Annotated in this window: 14 protein-coding genes and 2 pseudogenes; 12 read left to right on the top strand and 4 right to left on the bottom strand. The window is 46.9% G+C overall.

The window, feature by feature from the left end; all coding sequences use genetic code 11:
* Nucleotides 1–42: 42 nt before the first annotated feature.
* Nucleotides 43–1,932, bottom strand: a pseudogene (locus ACYVR3_RS03030) (flavocytochrome c); the annotation flags it as partial.
* A 169-nt stretch (nucleotides 1,933–2,101) separates the two neighbouring features.
* On the opposite strand from ACYVR3_RS03030, the gene ACYVR3_RS03025 reads away from it, so the two are divergent.
* Together ACYVR3_RS03025 and queG are read left to right on the top strand one after the other, a co-directional pair.
* Complete coding sequence (locus tag ACYVR3_RS03025) at nucleotides 2,102–2,998, top strand: LysR family transcriptional regulator (RefSeq protein WP_461243065.1); 897 nt, start codon at nucleotides 2,102–2,104, stop codon at nucleotides 2,996–2,998.
* A gap of 13 nt (nucleotides 2,999–3,011) precedes the next feature.
* A complete protein-coding gene (queG, locus tag ACYVR3_RS03020) occupies nucleotides 3,012–4,178 on the top strand; it encodes a tRNA epoxyqueuosine(34) reductase QueG (protein ID WP_461243064.1) in 1,167 nt (388 codons plus the stop codon).
* A 374-nt stretch (nucleotides 4,179–4,552) separates the two neighbouring features.
* On the opposite strand, the gene ACYVR3_RS03015 is transcribed toward queG, so the two are convergent.
* Together ACYVR3_RS03015 and ACYVR3_RS03010 are read right to left on the bottom strand one after the other, a co-directional pair.
* On the bottom strand, nucleotides 4,553–5,698 hold the full coding sequence (locus ACYVR3_RS03015; protein ID WP_461243063.1) for a GGDEF domain-containing protein: 1,146 nt from the start codon (nucleotides 5,696–5,698) through the stop codon (nucleotides 4,553–4,555).
* Nucleotides 5,699–5,962: 264 nt separating this feature from the next.
* Nucleotides 5,963–6,355: a tautomerase family protein gene (locus ACYVR3_RS03010; RefSeq protein WP_461243062.1), complete on the bottom strand. Its 393-nt coding sequence runs from the start codon at nucleotides 6,353–6,355 to the stop codon at nucleotides 5,963–5,965.
* Between the two features lie 115 nt (nucleotides 6,356–6,470).
* Here ACYVR3_RS03010 and ACYVR3_RS03005 point away from each other — a divergent pair, with 115 nt between their 5' ends.
* Complete coding sequence (locus ACYVR3_RS03005) at nucleotides 6,471–7,199, top strand: LysR family transcriptional regulator (protein WP_461243061.1); 729 nt, start codon at nucleotides 6,471–6,473, stop codon at nucleotides 7,197–7,199.
* Nucleotides 7,200–7,202: 3 nt separating this feature from the next.
* Here ACYVR3_RS03005 and ACYVR3_RS03000 read toward each other — a convergent pair whose 3' ends face one another.
* Entirely contained in the window at nucleotides 7,203–7,886 is a 684-nt protein-coding gene (locus tag ACYVR3_RS03000) for a GDSL-type esterase/lipase family protein (RefSeq protein WP_461243060.1), read from the bottom strand.
* A 137-nt stretch (nucleotides 7,887–8,023) separates the two neighbouring features.
* Here ACYVR3_RS03000 and ACYVR3_RS02995 point away from each other — a divergent pair, with 137 nt between their 5' ends.
* From ACYVR3_RS02995 to ACYVR3_RS02955, 9 genes and pseudogenes are all read left to right on the top strand, one after another.
* Nucleotides 8,024–8,461, top strand: a complete 438-nt coding sequence (locus ACYVR3_RS02995; RefSeq protein WP_461243059.1) for a MarR family winged helix-turn-helix transcriptional regulator — start codon at nucleotides 8,024–8,026, stop codon at nucleotides 8,459–8,461.
* A gap of 135 nt (nucleotides 8,462–8,596) precedes the next feature.
* Nucleotides 8,597–9,931 (top strand): annotated as a pseudogene (locus ACYVR3_RS02990) (MFS transporter).
* A gap of 20 nt (nucleotides 9,932–9,951) precedes the next feature.
* Nucleotides 9,952–10,710 carry an isocitrate lyase/phosphoenolpyruvate mutase family protein gene (locus ACYVR3_RS02985; protein WP_461243058.1) on the top strand — a complete coding sequence of 253 codons (759 nt, stop codon included), beginning with the start codon at nucleotides 9,952–9,954 and terminating at the stop codon, nucleotides 10,708–10,710.
* Entirely contained in the window at nucleotides 10,707–11,600 is an 894-nt protein-coding gene (locus tag ACYVR3_RS02980) for an isocitrate lyase/PEP mutase family protein (RefSeq protein ID WP_461243057.1), read from the top strand. Before ACYVR3_RS02985 ends, ACYVR3_RS02980 begins: the two co-directional genes overlap by 4 nt.
* Nucleotides 11,601–11,728: 128 nt before the next feature.
* Nucleotides 11,729–13,066, top strand: a complete 1,338-nt coding sequence (locus tag ACYVR3_RS02975; RefSeq protein WP_461243056.1) for a helix-turn-helix domain-containing protein — start codon at nucleotides 11,729–11,731, stop codon at nucleotides 13,064–13,066.
* A 142-nt stretch (nucleotides 13,067–13,208) separates the two neighbouring features.
* Entirely contained in the window at nucleotides 13,209–14,351 is a 1,143-nt protein-coding gene (locus ACYVR3_RS02970) for an aconitase family protein (RefSeq protein WP_461243055.1), read from the top strand.
* Nucleotides 14,351–14,857: a LeuD/DmdB family oxidoreductase small subunit gene (locus tag ACYVR3_RS02965; protein WP_461243054.1), complete on the top strand. Its 507-nt coding sequence runs from the start codon at nucleotides 14,351–14,353 to the stop codon at nucleotides 14,855–14,857. Before ACYVR3_RS02970 ends, ACYVR3_RS02965 begins: the two co-directional genes overlap by 1 nt.
* A gap of 1 nt (nucleotide 14,858) precedes the next feature.
* On the top strand, nucleotides 14,859–16,100 hold the full coding sequence (locus tag ACYVR3_RS02960; RefSeq protein ID WP_461243053.1) for a 3-isopropylmalate dehydratase large subunit: 1,242 nt from the start codon (nucleotides 14,859–14,861) through the stop codon (nucleotides 16,098–16,100).
* Between the two features lie 154 nt (nucleotides 16,101–16,254).
* Nucleotides 16,255–16,815, top strand: coding sequence for a sugar O-acetyltransferase (locus ACYVR3_RS02955; RefSeq protein ID WP_461243052.1), 561 nt, complete (start codon nucleotides 16,255–16,257; stop codon nucleotides 16,813–16,815).
* Nucleotides 16,816–16,860 lie beyond the last annotated feature (45 nt).

Here is a 16,860-nt window from a genome sequence, read left to right as displayed (position 1 = left end):
TTCCGTTTTTAGTGTAGACAGATTATTGTTAATAACGATTCATTAATGTTGCGAGGCACCCGTCACAACGTCGGCTGGTAATTCAGCCACGGCAGTTTTCGCCGCAATTGGGCCAAAGGTAAAGATGTCCGCAAGGGAGTTACCACCTAATCGGTTACCGGCATGCAGGCCACCGGCAACTTCGCCAGCAGCGTAAAGGCCACTGATCGCAGTGCCAGTTTCATCCAGTACGTGAGCCTTGGCATCAATCGTCAACCCACCCATGGTATGGTGAATGGATGGCATCCGTGGCGTGGCGTAGAACGGTCCAACTTCAACCTTCAAGTCAAAGACGTTCTTGCCGAATTCAGGATCTTCACCGGCGTCAACGTAACGGTTGTAGTTAGCGATGGTGGTTTCTAGCGTGGCCGCATCAACGTGAATTTGGTCAGCCAGTTCGGCTAAGGTGTCAGCCTTAAACAAGCGACCATCTTTAACCTGTTGTTCAAGCTGAGCATCACTGGTGTTGTAAGCCGTGTCCTTGATTTTAGCATCTGCAATCAAGTAGAACAGCCCACCGTTATCAAATGCCGCTTGGGCTAAGACGTCCCGTTCAGCGTACTCGTTAACGAATCGCTTACCCTGTTGGTTGACCATCACAAAGTTAGCTGGCGGGCATTGGATGCCGGAGAAGAGTTCGCCGGTTTCTGGGTCAGCGACTGGCATCATTTGGATAAAGCCCATGCCGGTTAAGTCAGCGCCAACGCTTTGGCCTAAGCGAATCCCGTCGCCGGTTTCGGTTGGTGTGTTGGTGGTGGCGATATTATCAGCAACGCTTGACCAGTAGGTGTTGTACTGTTGCACCATCTTGGTGTTGGCACCGAAGCCACCGGAAGCCAAGATAACGGCTTTGGCATTAATGGTGATTGTTTGGCCATTTGCCTTTGTGACAATAACGCCGGTTACACGGCCGTCAGCATGTTGCAGGGCAGTGACGGGACTGTCGGTGAAAATTTTGCCGCCGTGAGCCTTCACGTAATCACCCAAGACGGAGATGTAGGCGAAACCAGCTTCTTCAACTGGTTTGTGACCCCGGCGCCAGAGCGCACCAACGGGCATCGTGACTTGGGTGTTATCAAAGGCCACGCCAATTTTGGCTAACCATCTTTGAGAAGCCAGCACGTTATCGGTCAACGTTTTGACCAAATCGTATTTACCGTGAATTCGGTAGCCGTTACGGTCGGTCCGGGTCCCGCCTAAGTAGGTCATGATTCGGTGCAGCTCAACGGAATCAAACAGGTAGGCTGGGGTGCCGTTAGCGACTTCTGCTAAGTAAGCTTTGATTTGAGATTGGAGCACTTTAAAGTCAGGTTGGAATTCAGCGTCAATATCATCAATTGGTATGTTGAGGATGTCGGTCAACGTTTGGTCCTCGCCGGGAAGGGCTGCGAATTGCTTTTGCCAGTCGGGGTCAGCGGCGTTCATGGGACCACCTGCTCGGACAGTGTTACCACCAAGTGCGGGGGCTTTTTCAACGAGGACGACTTGTTGACCTTGATCTAAGGCGGTTGCGGCTGCTGAGAGACCGGCGCCACCCCCACCGACGACAACGAGGTCGGTGCTGAAGGTCTTGTCTTCGGTGTTCGCAGGCGCCACGTATTTATCACGGGCCTTTAATTCGGCTGGGTCAGCACCGGCTAAGGCGGCGGCTTGGGCGACCCCGTCGATGATTCCGTGACTGGTATCGGAAGCTCCGGTCACGGCGTCAACGTTCAAGGTTTGGCCGGCAATCACTTGGTGTGGTAGTCGTTCGTAAACGACATCACTGATCCCCTTCGTTTCGCTCTTAGCTTGAATATCAATGTTTTCGATTCGGTCTTCAGAGAAAGTAACGCTCATGGGGAAGGTGCCGTTGTGCCCCTTGGCGTTAACGGTGTAGGTACCTGGTTTAAAAGTATTGCTCATGACAATCTCCTTTTCTGACAAGTGTTTGTAGTAAAATAGGATTAATAATAATCTAGAAAGTTTGCTCAACTAATTTCAAATTAAGCATAGCATCGTTAATTAACGGCGGACACTATCGCTTTGGTTGAGGGTCTAACTTTTAGTTGGGGGTGGGTTGATGAACACGGATAAATTAAAATACTTCGTTGATAGTGCTGAATTAGAAAGCTTTTCAGCCGCTGCTAGTAAAAACTACATTTCGCAAACGGCCATTAGCAAGCAGATTCACACCCTGGAAAAGGAACTGGATGTTCAGTTATTCAACATTGAGCATAACAAGATTAAACTCACGCCGGCGGGGACACTGTTCTACCATAAAGCCAAGTCGTTACTCAGTGATTTGTCGATTGCTATCGACCAAACTAAGCAACTGAGTCAATCGACATCGGCGACCCTACGCATCGGCTTTACCACTAGTTTTGAGTCGATTGTAGCAGATGAACTGCTGAGTCCGTTTCAAAAGCAGTTCCCACAGACCAACCTTTTTCCGGTACAGCAGACCTACCAACAGAGTCGCGAAGGGCTGTTGAATCAGACCGTTGATGTGGTGATCGCGGTCGATTACGGTATCGGACATTTGTTATCGGAGGCCTTTATCAAGCAGACGGTGGTGCGTGAGGGTGAGATGATGATCGGCATCAGTCGTAATCACCCGTTAGCGCAAAAGCAAGTACTGGATGGTCAGGAGTTAGCTACCGAAACAATTGGCTTTTACAACTTTGACGGCGCAACGCCCGCGCCAAACGGGATGATTCCTAACGCCCATCGAGACGGGTATGCGATTGAGAAAACGAAGCGCTTTGACCGATTAGAGGAATTGTTGCTCAACGTTTCGTTGAACAACTGCATCACCTTTGTGCCGGAGGGCTTTAGCTACCCCAGCAATCCGAATATCGTGTACCGTAAAATTAAAAACACTAGTCACCGGTACCAAATTTGCGTGGTGGTCAACGAACTGAACACCAACCCCGCATTGATTAACTTTAACAAGCAACTCCAACAGACAAGTCATTAAGGAGGCACGTGTGATGCCAAATACAACGCTGAAACAGCAAATCATCGCCGCTAGTCAACAAGTCGGTATCGATAAAATCGGCTTTACGACAGCGGCCAATTTTGAGCATTTAAGAGCTGGATTGGTCAAACAAAAAGCCGATGGGCACACCACCGGTTTTGAACATCAGAATCTCGATGAGCGGTTAAACCCAGATTTGATTTTCGATGATCCCAAAACGTTAATTTCAATTGCGTTGGCGTATCCGGCGCGGTTGAAAAAGCAACCACCGCGAACTGGATTGAAGCGGGGTCAGTTTGCGCGGGCGTCGTGGGGTGAGGACTACCACTTCATTTTGGACGACCACCTAGAAGCGTTGATTGAAGCCATCAAGGCGTTACTACCAGCGGACAGCGACGTTCGGTTCAAACCAATGGTGGACACTGGCGAGTTGATCGACGTTGCAGTGGCACAACGGGCAGGGGTCGGCTTTATTGGTAAGAACGGGTTGTTGATCACGCCGGAATTTGGCTCATTTGTGTACTTAGGCGAAATCGTCACGAATTTAGAATTGGAACCGGATGAGCCGATGGCCTGCCAGTGTGGTGACTGCACCCGCTGCATCGATGCCTGCCCGCCACGGGCGTTGATGGGCAACGGTCAGCTGAACGGCCAACGCTGTTTGTCGTACCAAACGCAAACCAAGGGGCAAATGCCGGATGAGTTTCGGCCACTGATTCGTAACGTGATTTACGGCTGTGATATTTGTCAGGTCGTGTGCCCGTTTAACCGGGGCGTGGATAATCATCTGCATGAGCGAATGGAACCAGACGTTGAGCTGGTTCGGCCGGAGTTAACCCCGATGTTGACGCAGACAAACCGGGAGTTTAAGGAAAGTTTTGGTCCAATGGCTGGGTCGTGGCGGGGTAAAAAGCCGCTCCAACGCAACGCTATCATTGCATTGGCCAATCTGAATGACACCAGCTCATTACCGAAATTATTAGAAGTCGTCGAAAATGATCCACGGCCATTGATTCGTGCCACTGCTGCGTATGCGGTAGGGCGGTTAAGTCAACCTGGTAATACCGCTGTGGTTGAGTTCTTACAGGCGGCTTATGAGACGGAGCGGGATAACGGGACGGATGAATCGTTGTTGCAGGAGTATGTTCGGGCGATTGAGCAAGTTACGGTGAATGACTGACGTTTGTGTCCAGCGATAGTGTGCGGAGCGAGACGGGTTGAGAGCGGTGTGTAGGGGCACTTCGGTGAAAGCGCCCGGGCCTGGCGGTTTTATCGAAGTGCCCCTACATGCAGCTCTCAGTCTCGCGCAGCACCATTCGGCGTGGTGGCCAGAAAGCGCGTGGTTGACAAGTTCCTACAACTTCAAGAACCCTGGAAATAACAGTTTAAGCGGCGCCGAATTTTGTAGCCTGAACGAGCGCTTTTCAATGCGGCTTTGGCGAGCGAAGCGACGACAAACAGCCGACACTCACCATACACCCAACACTTACGCTGGACACAAACGACAGCAAACAAAAAAGCACTGCCATTCAATTCAGAATAGCAGTGCTTTTATCATGCAACCTGATGATTCAACGTTTCGCCTTCGACCGTGATGCAGTCTCGGCCAGCGTGTTTGGACTGGTAGAGGTAGTGGTCGGCGCGCTTGAAGACGGCGGTTGAGTTGCCGTCTTTTGTTGTTGCCATGGCGAGGCCGAAGGAGGCGGTGATGTTGAATTCACCGCCGTTGAAGCGAACATCCATATCGCTGAGCAGTTGGTGGCAAATTAGCGTGATAACCTTCGCCCGGGCTAAATCAGCGCCGGGAAGGATCATGGCGAATTCTTCGCCGCCGGTTCGGTAGAATTTGTAATTCGGATTTTGACGTTTGAGATAGCTTTGAATCTGAGTGGCCACCATCATGAGGACTTGGTTACCGACCAAGTGCCCGTACGTATCGTTGATGTGCTTAAAATGATCAATGTCCATCACGACTAGGGCTAACTGAGGCGTCTCACTTAACTGACCATAGTTGTGGGTGAAATCTTGACGAAACATCGCCCAATTACGGACGCGGGTAAGGCCATCGTACTGCACTTCGTGGGTGAGTTTGGCAACGACTTGTTGATCCCGCTGCAAGGATTGATCGTAAACCCAAAGGGCGTAATAGGCCCAGGCAAAACCGATGTAGTTCACAATGGTATCGGTCAATGATAGACTAGGCGAAATAAAGTAAACTCGAGCCCAGAAGACGACGCCGATAATAAGTGGTGGCATCAAAAAGAAGTAGGGGTGGTGCGCTAGGTATTTGGAATACCAGTGCTCGCTATAAACGACGAAGCAAGAGGCCAGAAAAATCAGCCAGGTGACCCAGTTAAGGGCATCACCTGCTAGAAAGAACATTAGTGCGCCCATGCCTTGAATAATCAAAAATTCACTAAGGGTTGGTAGGAGCAGGTTACTGTAAAGCATCAAAATTGCTTGCAGGTTAATGAGCACCCAAAACAGTTGGTGACTGGCGGTCGTGCTCAAAAAACCAAGTAGTAGTAATACCAAGCAAACGAAGACGACCAGCGGATAGTCCGCTTTAAGTCGCCCTAAATCACGTTGCTTAGCCACTCGTTGACGGGTAACGGCATCGACTTGGAAGTAAGTCGACATGATACCGAGGGTGCATGCAACCACCAAAAAAACGCTCGTGATATAGTTACCGATCAGCATCTAGTTAACCTCCTAACGCGAGTGCTAGTGTCGGATGATGAGAAAATATCGTTCTTGATCTCATCACTACTACTATAGGGCGCGGGTTGGGATAGCGTCAACCATTAAATCCGGCAATTATATTCAATTTTAGAATTCTGTTAAGACTTGTTATAACAGTGAGTAAAACGATTAAACTATCATTTTGGTGAGCGGTGGTTGCGGCAGAGCGACGACCAAAATCGGCTAGCAGTTAACTGAGCCGATTAGGTGAATTTAACGTTATTATTGTGCGATATAGCGATACTCCTGGGTTTTACCACCATAGCCCCAAGCATCGGAAGCAACGTCATGCAAGACAACGTAACTGGTTGGCGTCACGTTGCCGTAAAGTTTGGCGAAGGTGTCGAAGACCTGTTTTACAAAGGCGGCCTTTTGGTCTCGGGTATTCGTTGCTTCAGTAATTTTGATTTCAACGTAGAAGCTGGTTTGGTTGAGTTGCGTTAACGATTTACCGCCAACGAACCAGTCACTAGGGTCGGTGAATTTAACGTCAACGGCCGCTACTGCCGCATCTTTACCCAAAACGTCCACGGCAAGTTGGGTAAGGTTGGTTGCAATTTGTTGGCTGGTAATGGTTGTGTTAGCGCTCGCGATTCGAACACGTAAGTATGGCATAGTTGAATTCCTCATTTCGTTAAGTAATGGGGTTAGTTTAGTCCCTAAAAAGGGTTCTGCCTATTACCGGAATGTGATATGGTTATCATAAATAGTGATAAGGGGGCGGCTAACCATGCAACTTCAAGACTTAGAAATTTATCGGCAACTATACGAATTACGGTCAATCAACGCGGTTGCGAAAGCGTTGGGGTTTGCGCAATCTAACATTACGGCCCGGTTGAAGGCCATCGAATCGGAGTTTGATGCGCAATTATTTGAACGCAGCTATCAAGGCATCACGCCGACTCAGGCTGGTGAAGCTTTTTATCAATATGCGTTAACGGTGTTGCAAGCAACTTCGGCGGTTCGCAGTAAACTCCAATCGGCACCAAAACACCGGCAAATTGTAATTTCAGAATTACTGTTTAACGAATTGGTGATCGACCAACAACGGTTTGATTTAACGCAAAATACTTTTCAAGTTAAGTCGTCTACCGAGATTGAAACGAAGCCAGTACAGGGTGCGGACCAGGTCATTACGTACGCTCATTTTGAGCAAGCCGACTATCAATGCGTCGCGCAGTCGGCGTTAACGACCGCATTTTTAGGTCAAAGTGACCAACTACCAATTTTAGTCAATCGAGATACCCGGTGCCCGTTTCGCCGCCGCACGCTGACGGTATTTAGCCACGAAGCGGAGCGGGTGATGACGGTTGATTCGTGGGCAGGTATCACTAAATTGGTGGCAACGGGGCGAGGAATCGCGTTGCTACCGGTTAGGTTGATGACGACGTTAAAGGTTGCGGCCATCAATCAACGGCGATTTGAGGTTCCCTATTGGACCTATACACGAATGGGGTAGTGGCTATTTGAGGTAGGGCATCAAGTTGTTGAGGATGATTTGATAGCCGTTGGGAAGCAGATGCGCACCATCGAAGGTGAGTTCTTGGCGGAGGTTGCCAGCAGCATCCCGTAACCCGTCACTGGCATCAATAAAGGTAACGTTTGGAAGATCAGTCACCAGTTGTTGAACCTTTTGATTGGCCGCATCGATGCGATTATTTGACCGAAATTCAAAGAACTGTTGGTGCTCGTGTGAATCTTCGCCAAAGTCAGCGACCGCGTTGATGGGGTAGAAGGCCATCACGAAGATTTGGGTGTCCGGTAATTCAGCGTGAATTTGGGTCAAAATGGTGGTGTAGTTGGCGAAGAAGGTGGCTTCGGGCACGTTGAATCCAAGGTCATTGGCGCCAATATTAATAAAGAGGCGACTAGGTTTTAGTGCTAGCACTTGCGTTGTCAGGTGCGCTAACAAATCAGCCGTAGTGGTCGCGCGGACGCCACGGTTATAAATATGTTGGGTGAGGTTAAGTTCTTGTTCAGTCTGGAACCGTTCAATCGGAAAAATTTCCATTAGTGAGGAACCGACAAAAACGGTCTGACCGGGGGTAAAGGTTTGGTTAGCCAGGTCGTACTTCGCGTAGAGTTGGTTTTGGAAAGTGGTGATTTTTGGATCGAGGTTAGTTAAAGCTTTTGTGTTTTCTGTCATGATAGTTAGTCTCCTTTAAAGTTAGATTGTCTAACAGTTAGTCATCATAACGCTGTGAAATTCGATTGTCAAACAATTAGTTAGACTAACTATATTTTTAACTAACTTTTTGCTACACTGGAAGTGAGGTGATTCAGATGACGGAAGCACAAACGGCACAGGAAATTAGTACACTGTTACGACAAATTACACTGAAAGAACGGGCGTTGATCAATGACCAGTTACGTCAAACCAACGAGGTGACGGATCAGCAGGCCATGGTTTTACAGTTGATTGGGGCACACCCCGGAATGATTCAACGCGAATTAGTGGACGTGATGCACCGGCGGGCAGCTACGGTCTCAGCGTTTCTTAAGAAACTGGAAGAGGCAGGCCTAGTTGAACGGCACATTCCGGTGGATAATACGCGCAATAAGATGCTGTATTTAACGGCTGAAGGTCAGGCAATTGTTGATCAGTTTCAGGCGGTTCAGCAGATGGTCGATCAGCGCTTAACCCGCGGACTAACGGGCGAACAGCGGGGGACATTGTTGGCGTTGTTGGGGGATGTTAAGCGGGGGTTGGAAACGGAATAAGGGATACAATAATAAAACGGGCCGTTTTTTCATCATGATAAGATGAAAGAGTGACCTTTTTTTAATGTGAAAATATCGTTATGATTCTAACCAAATACTAATCGTTGCAGAACGATTAAATGAGATAAGGAAGTGATGACTACGGTAGAAAATGTAACAGGAACGCTACAAAACGCCACAACGTTAAGCGAACGGATGAACGGGGTTAAGGCAACTAAAACCTTTTATCGATTATTTGCGTTAACGTCGGCCGGAGTGTTCATTGATGCGATGGATGTTTACTTGGCGAGTGGAACGATTGGATACCTGAAATCGACAGGCTTTTCAACAGATTTATTGAATTCAACCTTTTTATCTAGTGGTTTCTTAGGCTTATTTTTAGGATCAATTTTAGCTGGGGTTATTGGTGATCGAAAGGGACGGATGACAGCCTTTCAATGGAACCTGTTGATTTTTGGGTTGGCAACTTTAATCGGTGCCTTTTCACCTAATATGTGGTTCTTAATTGTCATGCGGTTCATCAGTGGGATTGGACTTGGGGCAGAACTAGTGACGAGTTTTTCAGTGATTAATGAATTCGCACCAGTCTCATCTCGAGGACGATGGGGCACGTTAGTTAATTGTATCGGTAATATTGGCGCACCCGTTGCAATGGCACTTTGTCTACTATTAATTCCTCATTTTACTTGGCGGTCTACATATTTTCTTAACGGCGCAATGGCGCTAATTGTCTGTTATTTCAGACATCACTTACCAGAATCACCGCGTTGGAATATTGCCCATGGTAATTTCCAAGCTGCCGACCAAGTGATTACCCAAATTGAAACTGAGATGACGGCGGCAGGGTTACAACCGGCACCAGTTAAACAACAAAAGACACTTGCTAAGGCTAGTGATAATCACTTAGTTCGGTATATGTTAGTGGCCATCATGTTGGCCGTTGGAACGCAGGTTTGTCAGTATACCTTTACTTCTTGGGTGCCAACGTTGCTAGTTGCAAAGGGAATCACCATTGTTTCATCGCTGTCCTACACAACGGTTATGATGATTGGCGCACCAGTTGGTGCTTTTATCGGGTCGTTATTAGTCGATCGCGTTGGTCGTCGCAAGAACATTATTGGTGGCTTTATCTTGGTCATGATTCTTGGCTTTACGTATACCTTGCAGTCTAAGGCCGCCATGGTGATGTTTGTTGGTTTCTTATTAACTTGTTGTTTTTAAGTTTTAAATTCAACCATTATTGGGGTTTATGTGACTGAGTTATTTTCAACTAAGTATCGATTTAGAGGTGCTGGGGTGGCAAATGGGTTATCTAAATTCGCCAATTTCGGTATGCCATACCTCGTTATTTGGATTCTTCAAATTGCTAACGAAGACGCGGTGATTTACTTCATCATCGGATTAGCAGCTGTGTCAGCACTCGTCACGTTTATTTGGGGTCCTGAAACGAAAGCAAAGAAAATTAATTAATATTGAGGGGATGGGTCATAATGACACTATCGAAAGCAACGTTTGAAACGACAACACCTGTATCAGTTCTAGGCGTAATGGATGCACAGAGCGCCCAATCAACTGAAGCAGCGGGATATGTTGCGAGTTATTTCAACGGGTATGATGTGGTTAGAAGTCAGTTAGGTAAGACGAATGAAGGATTGATTTCACCATCTGAGTTATCAGCTAGTTTACGACATGTTAAAGAAGAATCGGACTTTCCGGTTATTGTTGACGCTGAATCTGGGTTTGGTAATCAACTGACAACTTATTTTGTAACACAGGATCTAGAACGGTCTGGCGCTGCAGGATTAGTGATCAATGACCAAATTTTTCCAGCCCATACAGCTGCAGCCGAAACGCAGTTGATTGAATTTAGTGATTTTGTGGCCAAGCTAAAGGCGGCGAAGGATGCGTTTGATAATCCTGAAACGTTGCTGTTTGCCGAGTTGGATGGCGTTAGCGCGTATGGTCAAACGGGATTGGCGAAGCGGGTCGAGTACCTCAAGGTCAATGGGCTAGCGGACGTTATTTTGATTGGACACGTTTCTGAAGCCGATTTTGAAGGTGTTGCTGCGCTTGCTCAGCAACAGGCGATTGGATTGGTGATCAATACCGTTCGTGATGCTTACTTTGATGCAAATCAGGCAACCGCGTTCAAGACCATTTTCTATACCGGCGCATTGTCGCAAGCACGTCAACAAGCGGAGCAGCAAGTCGCACGTCAACTAGAACAACCAAAGGAGGCAGCAAAATGACAAAAGCAGATCGAATGAGAGCGGCCTTTAAACAAATGTGTTTTAGTGGCGAGCTGGTGAATTTAGTGGTTGCACCAGATGCATTAAGTGCAAAGATTGCTGAACAATCGGGATTCAAGGCGATTTTTCAGGCCGGATATGCCACTTCAGCGAATAAATTAGCCCAACCTGATCGGGGAATTGCTGATTTTGGTTTAATGAGTAATAGTGCCCGGGAAATTATTAACGCGGTCAACATTCCAGTTTTTATTGATGCTGATACCGGTTATGGCGATGAAGAAAACATTGCTCGGCTAGTTCACGTTTACGAAAACATGGGAGCGGCCGGTTTATTCATCGAAGACCAAACTTGGCCAAAACGCTGTGGGCACATGGATGGTAAAACCATCGTTCCTGAAGAAGTGATGATTAATAAATTGAAGGCGGCTGTGGCGGCTCGTCAACATGATGACTTCTTGATTATGTCAAGAACTGACGCTTATGCGGTTACCGGATTACAAAGTGCGATTGATAGATCGCGGCACTATCACGAAGCGGGGGCGGACTTAGTTTTCGTTGAAGCACCAAAGACTAAGGATGATCTTCAAAAAGTTGCTGATAGTTTCCCAGACGTTCCTGTTATGGCTAACATGATTGAAAACGGAAAAACGCCATTGCTCACGAATGAAGAAATTCATGAGATGGGCTTCTCCATTGTTGTCCACCCTAACGTACTTGTTTACACATCGACCTTCTCAACGGAACGGTTGCTAAAGGATATGGTTGAACTTGGAACGACCAAACGTCAAATTGACAACATGGTCACGTTCCCGAAGTTCAATCAATTTATTGGATTGGATGACATTAATGCGTTGGAACAAAAATATGCGACAGCTAAGATTGATCTATAAGTTAAGTGATTAGTCATTATGATTGATACCGGATGAGAAGGCGCACTTCTTGTTCGGTATTTTTGCTTATCGGTCATGATTAATAACTGCTCAAAGCATGCTACACTGTTTAGAAAGAGGGTGACGTAATGCAACCGTTTATGAGTCGAGATACAATTAATGTTCGCTTAATTCGGTACTTGGATAACCATATTCAACCGGTGACGTTGGTTCAAATTGCCTCGGAATTGGAGTTGGATCGGAATACGGTAAAGAAACATTTAGCAGAATTACAGACGTTAATTGAACAGCAATTTAGTCCAGATGACATGCAGTTACTTTATCAAACGGGTCTTGGGGTGAGTTTGCACAGGCGAAACAGCAGTAATTTAAATCGAATGATGCTGATTCTGACAACGGAGTCGTTGATGACTAAATTAATTAAGACAACGTTTGAAAGAACCGCAACTTCATTGGAAGAGTTTGCAGAACAATCCTTTGTGAGTTATTCAACGGCTAAGCGTGGTGTCCGGAAGTTACAGGAACATCTTGCCATTTATGGGTGTCATTATTTAGCGGCAACTAACGAACTTGAAGGGCCAGAAACCATGGTTCGGTTGTTTTATTATCGAGTTTACTGGGAGACCTATTCGCATTTTACTTGGCCGTTTAAAGCAGTTGAACGACAAACCATTTTGGACGAGGTTCATCAACGTTGGCAACAATTGACGGATGTTGCAGCGTTACAGTTAAGTTATTGGTTGGTGATCACCCATAACCGGAATTCGAAACATACGCTACAATTACCAAAAGAAGTGCCGGTTGCGGATGGTCAACTGCCCGAGGACGTTTTTTTGGACTACTGTCGTCGCTTTTTCTGTGTAGATCATCAGGCGCAAACACCGTTAGTTGTAGGTGAGACTGTTCAATGCGCTACTGGACAAGTAATGGCTGATTTAACGACTGCGTATCAGCAGCAATTGACAGATGAAGACCAAAAACGGTTTATCCAACAACTTAACCTGCTACATAGTTATAGTTTAATTTTTCCTACCGGTGGCTTATTACTTGAACGAGATAGCGTCTTGACGCAACTCACGCAACAACGACCGCAAGTCGTTCAACGTTTAAGTGAGCTATACCGGCAGTGGCAATTGTCGGGGAATTCAGTGTTTCAAAATGAAGACTACTTGATGGCAAACTACGCAACGTTACTCATGACGTATTTTGATTTATCCGTTCTCAATCCTGAGTTAAAGATTCGGTTATTATTAGATTCATCCTCATTTTATCGAGACTGGTTTGCCAAGGAGTTAACGACGCTCCTACAACAACGTTATCGGATTCGGTATGTTACCGATGTTGATGAGTGCGATGTAGTTGTGACCAACTTAGATGTTTCGGAACGGCGACAACCGGTGTTATCGATCAATATTCCACTAAGTCAGCAGGATTGGCAGAATCTTCGGGGATTGCTTGAACGTTAATCGGAATAAATAGGTTACTTTTTCAGCAGCTTGTGTTGAAAAAGTAACCTATTTATGTTGTAGGAATCTCGTTATAATTCTAATCATATACTCATTATTGGCGTGGGAATACCGACGTCAATCAGTTAGGGAAGTGGTTATTGTGACACAAGTTGATCGATTTTTAACTGCCTCACCGGGGACTCAGGTGATTTTGACGCCAGACGTGCTCGTGCTAGGCGATAATTTAACGCTTGAAACTATACATAAATTGACGGCATTAAGGCCAGCGATGCCTGAACGAATCGTTGTGATGAACGCCTATGATGTGCCATCTGGTGCGTTCGAAACTTCCGCTGTTCAAAAAGCGTTGATCGCCTATGCGAAGCGGTATCAACTTCGATTTGAACAGGCAGACGGAATTATCTATGATACCCTGTTACGACAGTATGTGACGGCAGGACAGGTTGTGATGAGTACCGGTCAGCATAATGCAGTGTTTGGGGTTAAACACGCATTGGGCTTTAATTTAACTGAAGAAAATTTGTTATCGGTTCTGAGTACTGGCGCAGTCCGAGTGGCACGTCCCGCAACGCTGAACGTTCAGGTAATCGGTCAACTGCAACCGGGAGTGATGCTAAAGGACGCAGGGTTACAGTTGCTATCAATGTTGAATGATCGCGTTGACGGTCAGTTATTACAAATTGGTGGAGCTGGTTACGATCAATTAACAGCGGATGAACAGCGTGACCTATTACAACTCACTCATACGTTACCGATTCTAAGTGGGCTAAAGGCCAACGTTACGGCTGCTGATATCACGATTGATTTAGCAAAAGTAGTCCCAATGGTGGCGAAACCAGGCCAGTTAACGAACGTGACACCATTGTCTAAGTTAGGTGAGCAAGTCGTTCAGTCTTGTCTAATTGGTGGGGCGACGGGATCTAGCATTGCCGATTTACGGGTGGTCGCAAATGTGCTCAAGGGCCATCACGTCCCAATGACGATGCGGTTGACGATTTCACCTGAAAGTAACGCGGTCTACCTACAAGCGTTGGCGGAGGGGCTAGTTAATGCGTTTATCGATGCAGGTGCACAGGTGATCGAGCCTGGGTATGGGAGCGTTAGATTGCCATCGAAGGCGGTAGTAGGTAAAGGTGAAACCCAACTGACCGATGGGTATTGGAATTACGTGGGCTATAACGGAACCCCGGATTCGCAGACATTTGTCGCTTCGGCAAGGACGGTCGCAGAAACAGCGCTAACGCAAACAATTGGTCAGCTATCGAAAGCAGGTGAGCAGTAGTGGACAAAACTTTTTCGGGAAAAGTCTGGAAACTACCGGACGATGTTGATACGGATTCAATTATTGCGGTGCGGTACTGCATTATTGTTAAAAAGGCCGAGATGGCTAAACACTGTTTAGAGTCACTACGACCAGACTTTACGGCCAACGTCAAATCAGGCGACATTATTGTTGGTGGGAAGAACTTTGGCTGTGGTTCCTCCCGTGAACAGGCCGCAGAAGCGTTGAAAGAATCAGGTATTACCTGTATCATCGCCAAGTCATTTGCACGAATCTTCTTTCGAAACGCCATTAATAATGGGATGTTACTGATTGAAAGTGATGTGATTCCAGATCAGGTTGTCGAAAACGATGTGCTCACAGTCAACATCGGTCAATCAGTGGTCGTGAACGGCCAAACTTACCCCATTTCGAAACTACCAGATTACTTAATGGATATTATTAATGACGGTGGTTTAGTTCCGAACACCATTAAGCGGATGCAAGCATTAGAAGGAGGCGAGTGAGTTGGAGGCAACGTTAGCGGAAAAAATCTTGATGAAAAATACGGGTGAGATCAACTTAATGCCAGGTCAAATCGTAACCGCTTATCCGGATCGTTATATGATTCATGATATCTACACGTCCAGCATTAAACGGGTGCTAAAGGAGATGCACGTAAAACGACTGGCAGATCCGAGCAAGGGCGTCATTTTCATTGACCACTTATTACCAACTAACTACGCGTCTACGGATCCAATCCATTTTCGAGATGCGTTGGAAATTGCTGAAAAATACCACGTGACGGACGTTCATAAGGGTGAGGGTATCTGTCATCACCTGATGCACGAACTGCGAATTGCACGACCAGGCGAAATCGTTGTGGCAACCGATAGTCATACGACAACGTATGGTGGCGCGGCTTGTTTTAGTACGGGTATTGGCCATACTGAAATGGCCGCGGTGATGGCGACTGGTCAGATGTGGTTTAAGGTGCCTAAAGCGTTGAAGTTTGTGTTAGACGGCGAGTTTCAGCCGGGAGTCGTTGCCAAGGATTTGATTCTAAAAATTTTAGGTGATCTGCGGTCGGATGGTGCTCAGTATATGTCAATGGAGTTTACGGGACCGGGCGTGAGTGCCTTATCAATGGAATCACGGTTCACGATTTGCAACATGGCACTAGAAGTTGGTGCTAAGGTGGGCTTGTTTGAAGCGGATCAGAAAACCGCTGACTATTACCAGATGCCGCTGACGGAGCTGGATTGGTTAACGGTGGGCCCGGATGACCGGTATGAACAGGTTCTTCACTATGATTTAAATGAGCTAGAACCACAACTATCGTGTCCGCAGGGCGTGGATAACGTTCATCCAGTCAGTGAAGTCGTTGGCACTAAGGTTGATGAGGTGTTCATTGGCTCGTGTACCAACGGCAGTATTGAAGATCTGGCAGAGGCAGCCAACGTGTTAGCTGGTCATCACGTTGCGCCATATACTAAATTGGTAGTGACACCTGCGACAATCTCGGTTTATAAACAGGCCGTTAAACGGGGGTATATTCAGACTTTTGTGAAAGCGGGTGGCTCTGTGACCCATCCAGATTGCGGGTTGTGTGCAGGACAACCATATGGCTTATTGGCGGATGATGAAGTCGTAGTTGGCACGAATAATCGGAATTTTGTTGGCCGGATGGGAACGAATAAGTCACTGATTTATTTGGCCTCGCCAGCAACGGCTGCTCGGGCTGCGATTGCGGGTGAGATTACGCGGTAAGTGCTACATAAAAATAAACCGGTAACTATTGTGGTAGCTTAATTGAGCATAGCTACAGTGGTTATCGGTTTATTTGAACCCTAAGAATTAACGATTTTCTTGACTTACACCCACCTCTAACAACTATGATTAAAGGTAAAAGGAGCGTGGAAAGATGACAGAACTAGAAAAATTAGCTGCCGGTGATTGGTACAACTTTTTAGACGAAGCGGTGGCTGCTAGAAAAGCTAGAGCTGCGCAACTGTGCCAGGAATTTAACGCCATTCCAGCAACCGAACCGGAGCGACAAACGGCTAAAGCGCGTGAAATTTTAGGGTCGGCAGGGGCCCACTTGTCCATGCAAGCGACGTTTAACTGCGATAACGGGCAAAACATTCACGTGGGGGATTACTTTTTGAGCAATTACAACCTTACCATCTTAGATATTGCGCCCGTGATGATTGGAACACACGTCATGATTGGGCCCAACGTTGATATTTATACAGTCAATCACCCGATGACGCCGCAGGGACGCCGAGATTACTTAGCGCAAGCCAAACCGGTGATGATTGGCAACGATGTCTGGATCGGTGGCAAGGCAACGATTACGCCTGGCGTCACGATTGGTAATAATGTCGTCATTGCTGCCGGTGCTGTCGTCACAAAAGATGTGCCCGATAACGTTTTGGTTGGCGGGGTTCCGGCTCGAGTATTGAAATCGTTAACAGCGGATTAATGGCGTATCTTGACAGCTTTGGTGAATTGGCATAGCCTTACAATC

The sequence above is a fragment of the Secundilactobacillus muriivasis genome (assembly GCF_054785195.1).
Note: the sequence above shows the minus strand (reverse complement) of the source record. Positions and strands in the feature narration are given on the sequence as shown.